This window comes from Ramlibacter sp. PS3R-8, assembly GCF_037572435.1.
Taxonomy (GTDB): Bacteria; Pseudomonadota; Gammaproteobacteria; order Burkholderiales; family Burkholderiaceae_C; genus Ramlibacter.
The window spans coordinates 223,481-237,230 of record NZ_JBBHGT010000007.1; the positions used below are offsets into that span (position 1 = coordinate 223,481).

A 13,750-nucleotide genomic window follows, 5' to 3' on the forward strand; every position below is an offset into this window, starting at 1 on the left:
AACCGGCCGCGTCAGCCGAAGTGGCCGCGCCGCTTCAACAGGTCCAGCACCTGGCCGGCTGCGTCTTCCGGCGAGATGCGCGTGGTGTCCAGCACCAGCTGTGGCTCGGAGGGCCGCTCGTACGGTGAGTCGATGCCGGTGAAGTTCTTCAGCTCACCCCGGCGCGCCTTCTTGTACAGACCCTTGACGTCGCGCTGCTCCGCCACGGCAAGGGGCGTGTCGACGAAGATCTCGATGAACTCACCCTCACCGACGAGGCTGCGCGCCATCGCGCGCTCCGCCTCGAACGGCGAGATGAACGCCGTCAGCACGATCAGGCCGGCGTCCACCATCAGCCGCGCGACCTCCGCCACCCGGCGGATGTTCTCCACCCGGTCGGCGTCGGTGAAGCCCAGGTCCTTGTTCAGGCCATGCCGCACGTTGTCGCCGTCGAGCAGGTAGGTGTGGCGGCCCATGGCATGCAGCTGCTTTTCCACCATGTTGGCGATGGTGGACTTGCCCGAGCCCGAGAAGCCGGTGAACCACAGCACGCAGGGCTTCTGGCCCATCACGCGGGCGCGCGCTTCCTTGTTCACGTCCACGTGCTGCATGTGGATGTTGTGGCTGCGGCGCAGGGCGAAATGCAGCAGGCCCGCGCCCACCGTGTTGTTGGTCAGGCGGTCGACGATGATGAAGCCGCCGGTCTCGCGGTTCTCCGCGTAGGAGTCGAACGCGACGGGCCGGTCCATGCTCAGGTTGCAGATGCCGATCGCGTTGAGCTCCAGCGTCTTGGCGGCCACGTGCTCCAGCGTGTTCACGTTCACCTGGTACTTGATGTCGGTGATGGAAGCCGTGACCGTCTGCGTCCCGATCTTCACCAGGTAGGGGCGGCCGGGCAGCAGCGGCTCGTCGTGCATCCAGATCAGCGTGGCCTCGAACTGGTCGGCGACGCTGGCGGGCGCCATCGCGCTGCAGATGACGTTGCCGCGCGAGATGTCGATCTCGTCGGCCAGCGTCAGCGTCACCGCCTGGCCGGCCACCGCCTGCCGCAGGTCGCCGTCGAAGGTGACGATGCGCGTGACGGTGCTTTCCTTGCCTGACGGCAGGACGCGGATGCGCTCGCCGAGTTCCACCTTGCCGCTGGCCAGCGTGCCGGCGAAGCCGCGGAAGTCGAGGTTCGGCCGGTTGACCCACTGCACCGGCAGGCGCATCGGTGTCTTCTGCATGCGCGACTCGTCGATTTCCACCGTCTCCAGGTAGCCCATGAGCGTGGTGCCGTGGTACCAGGGCATCTGCTCGCTGGGCTCCACGATGTTGTCGCCCTTGAAGGCGGAGACCGGAATCACCGTCACTTCCTCCAGCCCGACCTGCTTGGCGAAGGCGCGATACTCCTCGACGATCTTGTCGAACACCTGCTGGCTGTAGCCCACCAGGTCCATCTTGTTGATGGCGACGACCACCTTGCGGATGCCCATCAGCGACACCAGGTAGCTGTGGCGGCGCGTCTGGGTCAGGATGCCCTTGCGGGCGTCGACCAGGATCGCGGCGATGTCGGCGGTGGAGGCTCCCGTCACCATGTTGCGCGTGTACTGCTCGTGGCCGGGGGTGTCGGCAACGATGAACTTGCGGCGGTCGGTGGAGAAGAAGCGGTACGCCACGTCGATGGTGATGCCCTGCTCGCGTTCCGCGGCGAGGCCGTCCACCAGCAGCGCGAAGTCGAGCTGCTCGCCCTGGGTGCCGAACTTGCGCGAGTCCGCTTCCAGCGCCGCGAGCTGGTCGTCGAACAGCATCTTCGACTCGTACAGCAGGCGGCCGATCAGCGTGCTCTTGCCGTCGTCCACGCTGCCGCAGGTGATGAAGCGCAGCAGGCTCTTGTGCTCGTGCGACTTGAGGTACTGCTCGATGTCGGTCGCGATGAGGTCGGAGACGTGTGCCATTTAGAAATATCCCTCCTGCTTCTTCTTCTCCATGGAGCCGACGCTGTCGTGGTCGATCACGCGGCCTTGCCGCTCCGACGTGGTGGTCAGCAGCATCTCCTGGATGATCTCCGGCAGCGTGGCCGCGGTGGACTCCACCGCGCCGGTCAGCGGGTAGCAGCCGAGCGTGCGGAAGCGCACCTTCTTCATCATGGGCGTCTCGCCCGGTCGCAACTTCATGCGGTCGTCGTCCACCATGATCAGCACGCCGTCGCGCTCCACCACCGGGCGCTCGGCCGCGTAGTACAGCGGCACGATCGGGATGTTCTGCAGGTAGATGTACTGCCAGATGTCCAGCTCGGTCCAGTTGGAGATGGGGAACACGCGCATCGACTCGCCCTTGTGCTTGCGCGCGTTGTACAGGTGCCAGAGCTCGGGGCGCTGGCCCTTGGGGTCCCAGCGGTGCTGCGCGGTGCGGAAGGAAAAGATGCGCTCCTTGGCGCGGGACTTTTCCTCGTCGCGGCGGGCGCCGCCGAAGGCCGCGTCGAAGCCGTACTTGTCCAGCGCCTGCTTCAGGCCCTCGGTCTTCATGATGTCGGTGTGGATCGACGAGCCGTGGGTGAACGGGTTGATGTCCTTGGCGACGCCGTCCGGATTGATGTGCACCAGCAGGTCCAGACCCAGCTCCTTGGCCATGCGGTCGCGAAAGGCGTACATGTCGCGGAATTTCCAGCGCGTGTCGACGTGCAGGAGCTTGAAGGGCGGCTTGGCGGGGTGGAAGGCCTTCATGGCCAGGTGCAGCATCACCGCGCTGTCCTTGCCGATGGAATAGAGCATCACGGGGTTGTCGGCTTCCGCCACGACCTCGCGCATGATGTGGATGCTTTCGGCTTCCAGCCGTTGAAGATGGGTGAGGTTCATCGTTGGGTTCTCTGCGAGGCGGGGCCCCGGGGGCGGATTCGGTGGGAAGGCAGCGCGGCCCGCGACGGGCGCCACCACGGGGTCATCGAGGCTGACGCGGCCGGCCTGCTGCTCGAGCCAGGCTTGCACTTCGGGCAGCTGGCGCAGGGCACGCGCACCCGGCATTGTCAGCCGAAGTTTGCCGCGACCGGACGAGCGCAGCTGTTCGAACAGCGTAACGTGCTCAGCCGCTGGGATCTGGCTGTCGCGGAACAGGCGCCAGCGCACCTGGCCGCGGGTGTCCACCGCCACGCGCGACACCAGCCGCGGGCCCAGCACCGCCTGCTGTTGCGCCGACAGCCTGACGTCCAGCGAGTAGAGGGCGAAGGCGGACGAACCAGGCTGCCCGGCGGGCAGCGCGTGTTCGGGGTCGTACAGTCCGGTGCGGCGGCACCATTGCAGGATGCCGGAGCGACTCACGACCAGGCCGTGCAATGCAACCCAGTCGACGACGGCGCTGACGCTCCAGGGCGAGGGTGCAGCCAGCATGGCCTGCAACAGTTCCAGTTCCAGTGCGCCGGTCAGCGACCCGGTGCCGCGGACCGGCCGGCCACGGCGCGGATTCACCGTCACCGCGCCCCATCCCGCCTGCTTGAACGCCTTCACCGCGGAGATGATGGTGGGGGTGCTCAGCCCGGTGGCTTCGGCAACCTGCGCCAGCGTCTGCCCTTCGAGCCGCAATTGCACCGCCTGCCGGCGTTGCCGATTGAGCTCCACCACGGTGAGCTGCCTGGTTCCCATTCCGACTATTAAGCATTAAAAATTTCAAGCGTTATTAAACCCTAAAATTCGACGGGCATCCTCGACAATCATGCCGGGCACGGTTTTGGAGCAGTGGATGACAAAGGAAGGGAGCGAAGTCCGCGTCACGCGCGAACTTCTGGAGCAGGTGGTGCAGGTGGTTCGTGCCGCCGGCGCGGAGGTCATGAAGGTTTACGCGACGGACTTCCAGGCGGTGAACAAGGCCGATGCGTCCCCGGTCACGCTGGCGGACGAGCGCGCCGAAGCCCTCATCACCCCGCGGCTGCGGGCCGTGGCTGCCGGCGTGCCGGTGGTGGCCGAGGAAGCCGTTTCCGCCGGGGACGTGCCGCAGATCGGCCGCATGTTCTGGCTGGTCGATCCGCTCGACGGCACGAAGGAGTTCATCAGCCGCAACGGCGAGTTCACGGTGAACGTGGCGCTCATCGAGGATGGTCGCCCCGTGCTGGGGGTGGTCTACGCCCCCGCGCTGGAACAGCTGTGGGCCGGCGGCCCCGGCCTCGGCAGCTTTGTCGAAGAGGGGGGCGAGCGCCGCCCCATCGCCTGCCGCAACACGCCCGCCGACGGCCTGACGGTGGTCGCCAGCCGCTCGCACGGTGACGCCTCCGCGCTCGACGCCTTCCTGGCCGGACGCAAGGTGGCCGCCAGCATCAGCGTGGGCTCGTCCCTCAAGCTCTGCCAGGTCGCGCAGGGTTCGGCGGACGTGTACCCCCGCCTTGGGCGAACCATGGAATGGGATATCGCCGCCGGGCACGCCGTGGTGCTGGGCGCCGGCGGCACGGTCGACTGCGTGCAGGGCGGCCCCCTCCTTTACGGGAAGCCGGGCTTCGACAACCCGCACTTCGCCTGCTGGGGGCAACGCGCATGAAGGGCGTATGGCCGAGTCAGGAGCCCGGACTCTGTCGCTGTCGCGTCGTCTTTGAGCGACGACCGGTCGTAAAGAACCTGTTCATACGGCAACCCTGCGATGGTGCAAAGCGCCCGGCCTGAGACAATCGCTGGATGACGCCCGGAATGCACTGTCAGAAGGCATGCCGCGCGCCCGCGTTCCGGGCGTGCTGCCGGGCATCGCAGGCCGGTCCCCGGTACCGGCGATGACGGTTGCCGTGCGAGGCATCGTGGGCGTCCAGTCCCGCGGCATTCTCCGATTGCCGTTCCTGGGCGAACTGGTGGGCATGGCCATCCAGCCCCTGGGCAAGGTCGCGCGGCGCGAACTCACTGCCGTGGCCGAATGGGGCCGCCGTCGCCGCATCCACCCGGCGCTGGCCTGGGCCAAGCACACGGGCCTGCCTTGCCTGGCACTCGAAGACGGCTTCCTGCGCTCCCTGGGCACCGGAGAGCACTTTCCGCCGCTGTCCATCGTCGTCGACGAGGTCGGGGTGTTCTACGACTCCACGCGTCCGAGCACCCTCGAAAACCTGCTGAACTCCGGCGATGACCTGCTGGCCGGCGTCGGCGAGGACGTCGCCCGGGCCCGCGCATTGATCCTGCAGCACGGCCTGAGCAAATACAACCACGCGCCCGACTGGTCCGGCCCCACCCCGGCGCGAGCGGCTGGCCGCAAGGTGCTGGTGGTGGACCAGACTGCCGGCGACCTGAGTGTCACGCTCGGTGGCGCGGATGCAGGGACCTTCGACGCCATGCTGGCCGCTGCCCGCCGCGAAAACCCTGGCGCGACGGTCTACGTCAAGACGCATCCCGAAGTGACGTCCGGCCGCAAGCGCGGCTACCTCACGCAGGTGCGGGACGACGCCGGCACCGTCGTCCTGCGCGAGGCGATCAATCCCTTGAGCCTCATGAAGCACATGGACCACGTGTACGTGGTCAGTTCGACGATGGGCTTCGAGGCATTGCTGGCGGGCAAGCCCGTCACCTGCTTCGGCCTGCCCTGGTACGCGGGCTGGGGCTCCACCGACGACCGGCAGCCGGTGCCGCGCCGCAACCGGCGCCGCTCCGTGGACGAATTGTTCGCCGCGGCGTACTTCCGCTACACCCGCTACCTCAACCCTGCCACCCGCCGGCAGGGCAGCATCTTCGACGTCATCGAGTGGCTGGTGCGGCAGAAGGAAACGATCCATGGCTTGCGCGGCCACGGCCGGCCCTCGCGCCTGGTCTGCGTCGCGGTGCCCCGCTGGAAAGCTTCCAACCTGCGGCCGATCCTGGCCACCACCGGCGGCCAGCTTGCCTTCGTGCGCAGCGCCGCCGCGGCCCGTCGCCTGGACCCCCGGCCCGGCGACTGGTTCGTGTTCTGGGGCGCCACCGCGCCCGAAGGGCTGGCCGAACTGGCCCGCGAATGCCAGGGCCGGCTGGTGCGCATGGAAGACGGTTTCGTGCGTTCCGTCGGCCTGGGCTCGGACCTGATCCGTCCGCAGTCGCTGGTGCTGGACGCAGAGGGCATCTATTTCGACCCGAGCCGGCCCTGCGCGCTGGAGCAGCTGCTCAACGCCGGCGGATTCACGCCGCAGGAGCTGGAGCGCGCCCGCCAGGTCCAGGCCTTCATCGTGGCCCACGACATCACCAAGTACAACATCGAGCCCAGGACGGCGCCGGCCTGGGACCACCGCGGACGGCCGGTCCTGCTGGTGCCGGGCCAGGTGGAGGACGACGCCTCGATCCGCCTGGGCAGCGCGCAGGTGAAGACCAACCTCGCGCTGCTGGAGGCCGCCCGACAGGCCCGCCCCGACGCCTTCATCGTCTACAAGCCGCACCCCGACGTGGTGAGCGGCAACCGTGCCGGCCGGCTGGCGCTGGCCCGGGCCCGCGCCTTTGCCGATCATGTGGAAACAGATGTTTCCGTCGTCCGCTGCATCGAGGCGGCGGACGAGGTCCACACCATCACTTCGCTCACGGGCTTCGACGCGCTGCTGCGGGGCAAGAAGGTGGTGACCTATGGCCAGCCGTTCTACGCGGGCTGGGGATTGACCGAAGACCGGGCCGTGGGGGGCGCGGCGCTGGCCCGGCGCACCCGCCGGCTGGGGGTCGAAGAGCTGGTGGCCGGGGCCTTGCTGCGTTACCCTGTCTATTGGGATTGGGAGCTCCGGGGCTTTACGACGTGCGAAGCGGTCCTGGCCCGGATCGTCGAAACACGCAATGCCCTCGAGGCGAGCGGGCAACTTGACAAACTGAGGGTGGGCCTCGTGCGCAGGCAGGTACGAAAACTGCAGGTGGTGGCGCGTGCCTGGCTGGGTTGGGGAAAAGAATGATCGATCAGGGTTTGCGGACGTTTTCAGGCAAGCGCGTGCTGCTGCTGCAAGGGCCCGTGGGGCCGTTTTTCGCCCGCCTCGCGGCTGACCTGCGCGCCGTCGGCGCCGAAGTGCACAAGGTCAACTTCAACGCCGGCGACTGGTTCTTCTACCGTCGCGGCGCCATGAACTACCGCGGCACGATGGATGCGTGGCCGACCTGGTTCGAGGCGCAGCTGCGCCGGCTGGACATCGACGTCGTGTTCCTGTTCGGCGACTGTCGACCGGTGCACCAGGCCGCCCACCGGGTGGCCACCGCGCTGGGCGTGGAAGTCGGCGTGTTCGAGGAAGGCTACGTCCGTCCCGACTACATCACCCTGGAACGCTCGGGCGTCAACGGCTATTCGCGGCTGCCGCGGGTGGCCCAGGCCTACAGCGCGCCCGCCGAGAGCGAGCAGGAGGCGCTGCCGGTGGGCAACTCCTACTGGGACATGGTCCGCTGCGGCTTCTGGTACTTCACGATCGGTTCCCTGGGCAGCCTGTTCTTTCCGCACTATGTGCATCACCGCCCCCTGAACGTCCTCGAAGCCTTCCCGTGGCTGCGATCCGTCTGGCGCAAGCAGTGGTACAGGCGCGTGGAGAGCGGCGCGCAGGACGAACTGACCGGCGAACTCAAGGGCCGCTATTTCCTGGCGCCCCTGCAGGTGTTCAACGACGCCCAGATCCGCGTGCATGCCACGTTTCCGGGGATCGAGAACTTCATCGAAGACACCGTGCGGTCGTTCGCCTCCCGGGCGCCGGACGACACGCTCCTGGTCTTCAAGCACCATCCGATGGACCGCGGCTATCGCGACTACTCGCGGCTGATCCGCAAACTGGCGCACGAGCTGCAGCTCGGCGGGCGGTTGCGGTACATCCATGACCAGCACTTGCCCACGCTGCTGGACCATGCCCGTGGCGTCGTGCTTGTCAACAGCACCGTAGGCTTGTCGGCGCTGTACCACGCCGCACCCACCAAGGTGTGCGGGCGTGCCCTGTACGACATGCCCGGGCTCACCTACCAGGGCCCGCTGGACGATTTCTGGTCGGAGTCGACGCGGCACAAGCCAGACCCCGCCCTGTATCGGCGCTTTCGCAGCCACCTCGTCGCTGCCACCCAGCTCAATGGCAGTTTCTATCGCCGCCTGCCGGGCCTGGCCTCGTCCACCGGGGTGGTCTGGGACGCGCAGTCGCCCCAGCGCGAGCCGCACCTGGCCGTGCCGGTGTGGCGGCTGCCCCCGATCCAGACCGTTGTCGCGATCAAGACGCGCGAGACGGACCAGCCCGTTCCGGTGTGGGCGGCTCCCCTGGCGCAGGCGCTGGAGGCCGAGCGCACGATCCCCGTGTACTACGAACAGGAACGCATGGACGTGCGGGCCTGAGGCCCGCCGCGGCGCAGCGCGTCAAAGAAGCGTCTTCACGCCCACTGCCACGAGCACCAGGGCCAGCACGACCTGCAGCCATCGGCTCGAGAACTTGCGCGCCAGCAGGCTGCCGACGATGATCGCCGGAATGCCGCCGGCCAGCATGCTGGCGAGCATGCGGAAGTCCACCATGCCGGCGATCAGGTAGCCGGTGCCCGCCGCCAGCGTCAGCGGGATCGCATGCACGATATCGGTGGCCACCAGGCGGTGCGGCGTCATCCTCAGCGGGTACAGGAACAGCAACATGACGTTGCCCAGCGCGCCGGCGCCGACGGAAGTGAGGGCGACGCACAGGCCCAGCGTCGCGCCCGCCGCCACCGTCAGCGGCGGCTGGAGCTTGTGGAAGTGGACGGGGTCGTGCAGCCGGCGCTCTCGCGCCTTGGCGAGCAGTCTCGGCGCCAGCAGCAGGCCCGCCGCCGTGATGAGAACCCCCACGCCGATCGCCTTCGTCAGCCAGTCCAGCTTGCCGACGTTGTTGCCCAGGGCGACGACGGTCACGACGACGATGGCGACCGGCAAGCTCCCCGCCCACAGCCGGCGAACCACCTGCCAGTCGATCTGGCCGCCATAGGAATGCACGCGCGCACCCACCATCTTGGTGAGGGCCGCGAACCACAGGTCGGTCGCGACCGCGGTCGCCGGTGGAACCCCGAAGAACAGCAGCAGGATGGGCGTCATCAGGGAGCCGCCGCCCACGCCGGTCAGGCCGACCAGCAGCCCGGTCAGGGCGCCGGCGGCCGAATAGGCGCCATCGATCATCTGATCAGCTCACCCGCAGCAGGTATCCGTTGGGGTTGTAGGTGGCGTTGCGGCCGTAGAAATCGCACAGCGAGTCATCGATCCGGTAGGCGTCACCTGCGTCCTGGAGGAAGTCGCGCACGGCACGATTGGGCCCGTTCTCGTACTGCCGGTACACGGGGTCCGCAAGGTGCGCGACCACGCCGTCTTCGACGACGATGCAGTCGCCAGGCCGCAGGTACCCGTCGAAAAACCACAAGGTCCCCAGCACATGATGATGGAAATGGCTGCTGTCCTCGACGACCAGCCAGGGGCGCGGCAGCGAGGCCAGGAGTGCGGGCGTGAGGGCCGGCGACAAGTCGGCTGCGTCCCCTTCCAGGAACAGGATGCGCGGGTCCTTGACCTTGGCGATCGGCTTGATGTCGACGGACACGACCCGGGGCGCCGTCACGCCCGCAGCACTGAGCATGTCGGCGAACCACAGCGCGCTGCCCCCATGCTTGGTACCGATCTCGATCACGGAGCGAGGCGCGATCCGGCTCAGCAACTGCAGGTAGATGCCGATGTCGAACGGGCTCTTCAGGAAGGGAACGCCGCGGTAGACCGAGCGCATGACCCCTTTCTGGATGTCCCCCAGCACGCTGGGGGGAAGGTCGGTGTCGAAGGAGCGGCCTTGGGCGACGACGGGCGATTCAGGGTCGGCTTGCATGGGGGGTGCTCAGGTCGTAATGGCGGTGCAGTGAGTGCTCCAGGGTGGCACGCGGGATGGCCGCAAGCGACCCATAGAACGTCGGGGTGGGCCGCGGGCGCTCGTACGCACGGCCTCGCAGCCGGACGTATTCCTCGTGGAACGTGGGCCACTTGGAGATCGGCGAATTCGTGGCAATCCCCCCGTGGACCTGATGAAAGGTGCCTTCGCCGAGCAACATCACCACCTGCGTATCCGCCAGGGCACAAGCGCGGGACCAGGTGTCCAGGTTCGCCAGCCCGCCACCGGGGCCGACGAACCCTTCGTCGAATCCACCCAGTTCCGACCACAATTCGGCGCGCAGGAACAAGGCATTGGTCTCCGCCGGCACGACGAACCAGCCGTCTTGCGAGGAGCCGGCGAACACGGAGATGTCGAACAGCCGGTAGCCATCCGAGTCCCAGCCGCTCGAGGCCAGCAACCGATCCTCCGCCTGCTGGTCGTAGCCATTCGCCACGCTGCGCGGCTGCACGTCGGGCCCCAGGTGGAAAGCCAGCGTGCCGACCACTGCGCGGCGATGGACGCGGGACGCCGCGAGCGCGGTGGCGAGCAAGCCAGGCGATGCCATGCGGGCGCCGTCGATCATCACGCCGACCAGTTCGCCCTGCGCTGCGGCAAGCCCCATGTTGATGGCATGTACCGGTGAGGGTCCCGCATCCGGGACGCGAAGCACGCGCAGGTTCGGGGCAAGACTTTTGCAGAGCGCTTCGTCGAAGGCTTGCGTGGACCCGTTGTCCACCAGCAGGATTTCGTAGTCGGCGTGGCCGAGTCCCCGTTGCATGGTCGCCGACAGCGACTTCACCGTGCGGGGAATCTCGCGCGCCATGTTGTAGGCGACGAGCACCACCGTCATCCGCAGCGGCCTGTTGGCGTCAGGCATGCGGCGGCGCCAGCTGGCGAAGCCCGCGACGCAGGGTTTCGCGGGCCTTTGTGTCCGTTGGTGCCGCGGCGCGGTACTGCTGCAGCAGTCCGATGAGCCGGGCCAGCGGCTCGCCCTGGGGGGACACGGCGCCATGGCGCTCGAGGATGGCAGCAGGCGGCGCGTCCGTGGCGCACTGGATGGTGCGCACTGTCGGGTTATAGCGCTGCCAAAGCGCGCGATGGTCAGGGCTCAGTGCGGCGATCACGAGCAGGCCGGTCGGCGCCGTGTCCAGCGCACACAGTGCCAGGTCGGGGCGCATCTTCTGCAGCGTATCGAACAGCCGCCAGACGTCGCCCGTCCAGACGCGCGTGGAGCGCTCGCGCCGGGCCTGGGAAGGATGGTTCGGAAACACGTCATCGATCACCACGACCGTTCCCGGCGCCAGCAGCCGCTCCACGTGCATGAAGTCGCGCAAGGCGAACTCGAACAGGTGCATGCCGTCGATGAAGACGAAATCGGGCGCGAGGTCGCGCAAGCGCGCCGTCTCGAGCTCGAAGAAATCGTCGCTGGTCATGCGCAGCACGTGCGTCGTGGCGGGAAGTTCCACCGTGAGGTCCGGTTCGGGATCGATGCCCAGGGCCGGACATCCGGCGAGCTGCAGGCTGCGGCCGTTGCGCACCCCGATCTCCAGGTACGCGCGCGGCCGCAATCCTTCGTGCAACTCCTGCAACACCTCCAGGTAGGGCCTGGCGCCGCGCACGGCCTCCTGCTCCGGCGTGCCCGGCGGCACGGCCACGGGAGCGGTGGCCGCCTTCGTCGCGGGATGGGGAAGCGCCTTGGGCCGCGGGGTGCGGGAGAAGACGCCAACGAGGTCATTCCATGGGCCGCGATCGTCGTGGCGCAGGTCCACCACGTGGCAGTTCGCGTGCTTGGCAAGCGCTCGGTAGGCGTCCGGATAGTAGCGATAGCAGTCGACGGGATAGCGGTGGATGGGCCCCCCCGACGGGGCGATCAGGAACAGGAAGCCATCCGGCTTGAGTACCCGGACCATTTCGGCGAATGCCAGCCAGAAAAGCTCGCAGTGCTCGAGCATCTGGCCGGAGATGACGAAGTCCACCGAAGCGTCTTGCTGCGGGAAACGGTACGGGTCCTGCAGGACGACCTCCACACCGGGACCCGCGGCCAGGTCCATGCCGATGTAGCGAACGTTCGGCGCACTGAACACATCGGCGTAGCTGCCGTTGTGATTCGCTCCGCCGACGTCCAGGACCGTGAACTCCTGGGTGCTGCCGAGGATGCGCGGCGCAGCGTAGCGCCGGTAGCACCATTGCATGTTCTCGAGGGAGCTGGGATGCATGTGAAGCTGGAGGAAGGAGGAGCTATGGTAATCGCGAACCCTGGTGCGCCGGCCGGCGGAGCCGGCTCAGCCGATCAGCCCCTCGCGTCCTGCAGGATCCACTCCGCGGCCTTCTCCGCCATCATGAGCACCGGCGAGTTGGTGTTGCCGCTGGTGATCGTGGGCATGGCGCCGGCGTCCACCACGCGCAGCCCCGTGACGCCGCGCACGCACAAGCGCGAGTCGAGCACCGCCCGCGGGTCGCTGTCCGCGCCCATCATGGTGGTGCCCACCGGGTGGAAGATGGTGGTCGCGATGTCGCCGGCCAGCCGCGCCAGGTCCTCGTCGCTCTGGTACTGCGGGCCCGGGCGCCATTCCGTGGGCTTGTACTTCGCCAGCGCCGGCTGTTGCGCGATGCGCCGCGTGACGCGCAGGGAGTCGGCGGCGACCTTGCGGTCCTCCGGCGTGCTCAGGTAGTTCGTTGCGATCGCCGGCGCGTCCTCGAACTTGTTGCTGCGGATGCGCACCGAGCCCCGGCTGGTCGGATTGAGGTTGCACACGCTGGCCGTGAAGGCGTTGAACGCGTGCAGCGGGTCGCCGAATGCGTCCAGGCTGAGAGGCTGCACGTGGTATTCGATGTTGGGATACGCGTGCTCCGGGCTGCTGCGCGTGAAGGCGCCCAGCTGCGAGGGCGCCATGCTCATGGGGCCGGTTCGCTTGAGCGCGTATTCCATGCCGATCTTCAGCTTGCCCCACCAGCTGCTGGCCAGCGTGTTCAGCGTGGCGACGCCGTCCACCTTGAAGACAGCGCGGATCTGCAGGTGGTCCTGCAGGTTCTCGCCCACCCCGGGCAGGTCCGCGACGACCGGGATCCCGTGCGTGCGCAGCAGCTCGGCCGGCCCGATGCCGGAGAGTTGCAGGATCTGCGGCGAGCCGATGCTGCCCGCGCACAGCAGCGTCTCGTGCTCCGCGTGCGCCCGCACCAGCTCCGTGCCGTTCCACACCTCCGCGCCGGTGCAGCGCCTGGTGCCGTCGGGCAACGTCTCGAAGGTCAGGCGCGAAACGTGCGCACCGGTCCACAGCTCGAAGTTCGGCCTGCCGTAGCACGTGGGTCGCAGGAAGGCCTTCGCGGTGTTCCAGCGCCAGCCGTTCTTCTGGTTGACCTGGAAGTAGCCGACGCCTTCATTCGTGCCGCGGTTGAAGTCCTCGCTGTGCGGAATGCCCGCCTCCTGCGCGGCGGCCGCGAAAGCGTCCAGCACGTCCCAGCGCAGCCTCTGCTTTTCCACCCGCCATTCGCCGCCGGCGCCGTGCACGTCGTCCGCGCCCTTGTAGTAGTCCTCGTGCTTCTTGAAGTAGGGCAGGCAGTTGTCCCAGGTCCAGCCCGGATCACCGACGCGTTGCGCCCAGCCGTCGTAGTCGCGCGCCTGGCCGCGCATGTAGATCATGCCGTTGATGCTGGAGCAGCCGCCCAGCGTCTTGCCGCGCGGATAGCGCAGCTTGCGGCCGTTCAGTCCGTCGTCCGCCTCGGTGTAGTACAGCCAGTCGGTGCGGGCGTTGCCGATGCAATAGAGGTAGCCGACCGGGATGTGGATCCAGTGGTAGTCGTCCTTGCGGCCGGCCTCGATCAGCAGCACCCGCTTGGACGGGTCCTTTGACAGACGGTTCGCCAACAGGCACCCTGCCGTGCCCGCGCCGATGATCACGTAGTCGAACGTGGTGTCGCTCACTGCTCTTGTCTCCTCTTTGCGGCTGCTGCGCTGGCGACCGCCACACCCAACACCCGGACGCAGAAGGCGCAGAAGTTACG

The 13,750-nt window shown here is 67.9% G+C and carries 10 protein-coding genes and 1 pseudogene; 3 read left to right on the forward strand and 8 right to left on the reverse strand.

Going from position 1 to position 13,750, the window contains the following annotated elements:
• Positions 1 to 11 precede the first annotated feature (11 nt).
• The 3 genes and pseudogenes from cysN to WG902_RS20895 form a co-directional block, all read right to left on the reverse strand.
• Entirely contained in the window at positions 12 to 1,916 is a 1,905-nt protein-coding gene (gene cysN / locus WG902_RS20885) for a sulfate adenylyltransferase subunit CysN (RefSeq protein ID WP_340062138.1), read from the reverse strand.
• The gene (cysD, locus tag WG902_RS20890; protein WP_340062177.1) at positions 1,917 to 2,816 is read right to left on the reverse strand and encodes a sulfate adenylyltransferase subunit CysD; all 900 of its coding nucleotides are present in this window, start codon (positions 2,814 to 2,816) and stop codon (positions 1,917 to 1,919) included.
• Between the two features lie 591 nt (positions 2,817 to 3,407).
• Positions 3,408 to 3,596, reverse strand: a pseudogene (locus WG902_RS20895) (helix-turn-helix domain-containing protein); the annotation flags it as partial.
• Positions 3,597 to 3,693: 97 nt separating this feature from the next.
• Here WG902_RS20895 and cysQ point away from each other — a divergent pair.
• From cysQ to WG902_RS20910, 3 genes are all read left to right on the forward strand, one after another.
• Entirely contained in the window at positions 3,694 to 4,482 is a 789-nt protein-coding gene (gene cysQ / locus WG902_RS20900) for a 3'(2'),5'-bisphosphate nucleotidase CysQ (protein WP_340062139.1), read from the forward strand.
• Positions 4,483 to 4,645: 163 nt separating this feature from the next.
• A complete protein-coding gene (locus WG902_RS20905; RefSeq protein WP_340062140.1) occupies positions 4,646 to 6,817 on the forward strand; it encodes a capsular polysaccharide biosynthesis protein in 2,172 nt (723 codons plus the stop codon).
• Entirely contained in the window at positions 6,814 to 8,217 is a 1,404-nt protein-coding gene (locus WG902_RS20910; RefSeq protein ID WP_340062141.1) for a capsule biosynthesis protein, read from the forward strand. Before WG902_RS20905 ends, WG902_RS20910 begins: the two co-directional genes overlap by 4 nt.
• A 21-nt stretch (positions 8,218 to 8,238) precedes the next feature.
• Here WG902_RS20910 and WG902_RS20915 read toward each other — a convergent pair whose 3' ends face one another.
• From WG902_RS20915 to WG902_RS20935, 5 genes are all read right to left on the reverse strand, one after another.
• Positions 8,239 to 9,018 carry a sulfite exporter TauE/SafE family protein gene (locus WG902_RS20915; protein WP_340062143.1) on the reverse strand — a complete coding sequence of 260 codons (780 nt, stop codon included), beginning with the start codon at positions 9,016 to 9,018 and terminating at the stop codon, positions 8,239 to 8,241.
• Between the two features lie 4 nt (positions 9,019 to 9,022).
• Positions 9,023 to 9,706 (reverse strand): CmcI family methyltransferase, encoded by a 684-nt coding sequence (locus tag WG902_RS20920; protein ID WP_340062144.1) that lies wholly within the window; start codon positions 9,704 to 9,706, stop codon positions 9,023 to 9,025.
• Positions 9,690 to 10,625, reverse strand: a complete 936-nt coding sequence (locus tag WG902_RS20925; protein WP_340062145.1) for a glycosyltransferase family 2 protein — start codon at positions 10,623 to 10,625, stop codon at positions 9,690 to 9,692. Before WG902_RS20925 ends, WG902_RS20920 begins: the two co-directional genes overlap by 17 nt.
• A complete protein-coding gene (locus WG902_RS20930) occupies positions 10,618 to 11,964 on the reverse strand; it encodes a methyltransferase domain-containing protein (protein WP_340062146.1) in 1,347 nt (448 codons plus the stop codon). Before WG902_RS20930 ends, WG902_RS20925 begins: the two co-directional genes overlap by 8 nt.
• A gap of 74 nt (positions 11,965 to 12,038) precedes the next feature.
• Positions 12,039 to 13,670, reverse strand: coding sequence for a GMC family oxidoreductase (locus WG902_RS20935; protein WP_340062147.1), 1,632 nt, complete (start codon positions 13,668 to 13,670; stop codon positions 12,039 to 12,041).
• Positions 13,671 to 13,750 lie beyond the last annotated feature (80 nt).

Bases quoted from the DNA above. Each gene is read 5' to 3' on its own strand.
- WG902_RS20910 (WP_340062141.1), top strand. From the start codon at position 6,814: ATGATCGATCAGGGTTTGCGGACGTTTTCAGGCAAGCGCGTGCTGCTG.
- cysN (WP_340062138.1), bottom strand. From the start codon at position 1,916: ATGGCACACGTCTCCGACCTCATCGCGACCGACATCGAGCAGTACCTC.
- WG902_RS20925 (WP_340062145.1), bottom strand. From the start codon at position 10,625: ATGCCTGACGCCAACAGGCCGCTGCGGATGACGGTGGTGCTCGTCGCC.
- cysD (WP_340062177.1), bottom strand. From the start codon at position 2,816: ATGAACCTCACCCATCTTCAACGGCTGGAAGCCGAAAGCATCCACATC.
- WG902_RS20920 (WP_340062144.1), bottom strand. From the start codon at position 9,706: ATGCAAGCCGACCCTGAATCGCCCGTCGTCGCCCAAGGCCGCTCCTTC.
- WG902_RS20905 (WP_340062140.1), top strand. From the start codon at position 4,646: ATGCCGCGCGCCCGCGTTCCGGGCGTGCTGCCGGGCATCGCAGGCCGG.
- WG902_RS20930 (WP_340062146.1), bottom strand. From the start codon at position 11,964: ATGCATCCCAGCTCCCTCGAGAACATGCAATGGTGCTACCGGCGCTAC.
- cysQ (WP_340062139.1), top strand. From the start codon at position 3,694: ATGACAAAGGAAGGGAGCGAAGTCCGCGTCACGCGCGAACTTCTGGAG.
- WG902_RS20915 (WP_340062143.1), bottom strand. From the start codon at position 9,018: ATGATCGATGGCGCCTATTCGGCCGCCGGCGCCCTGACCGGGCTGCTG.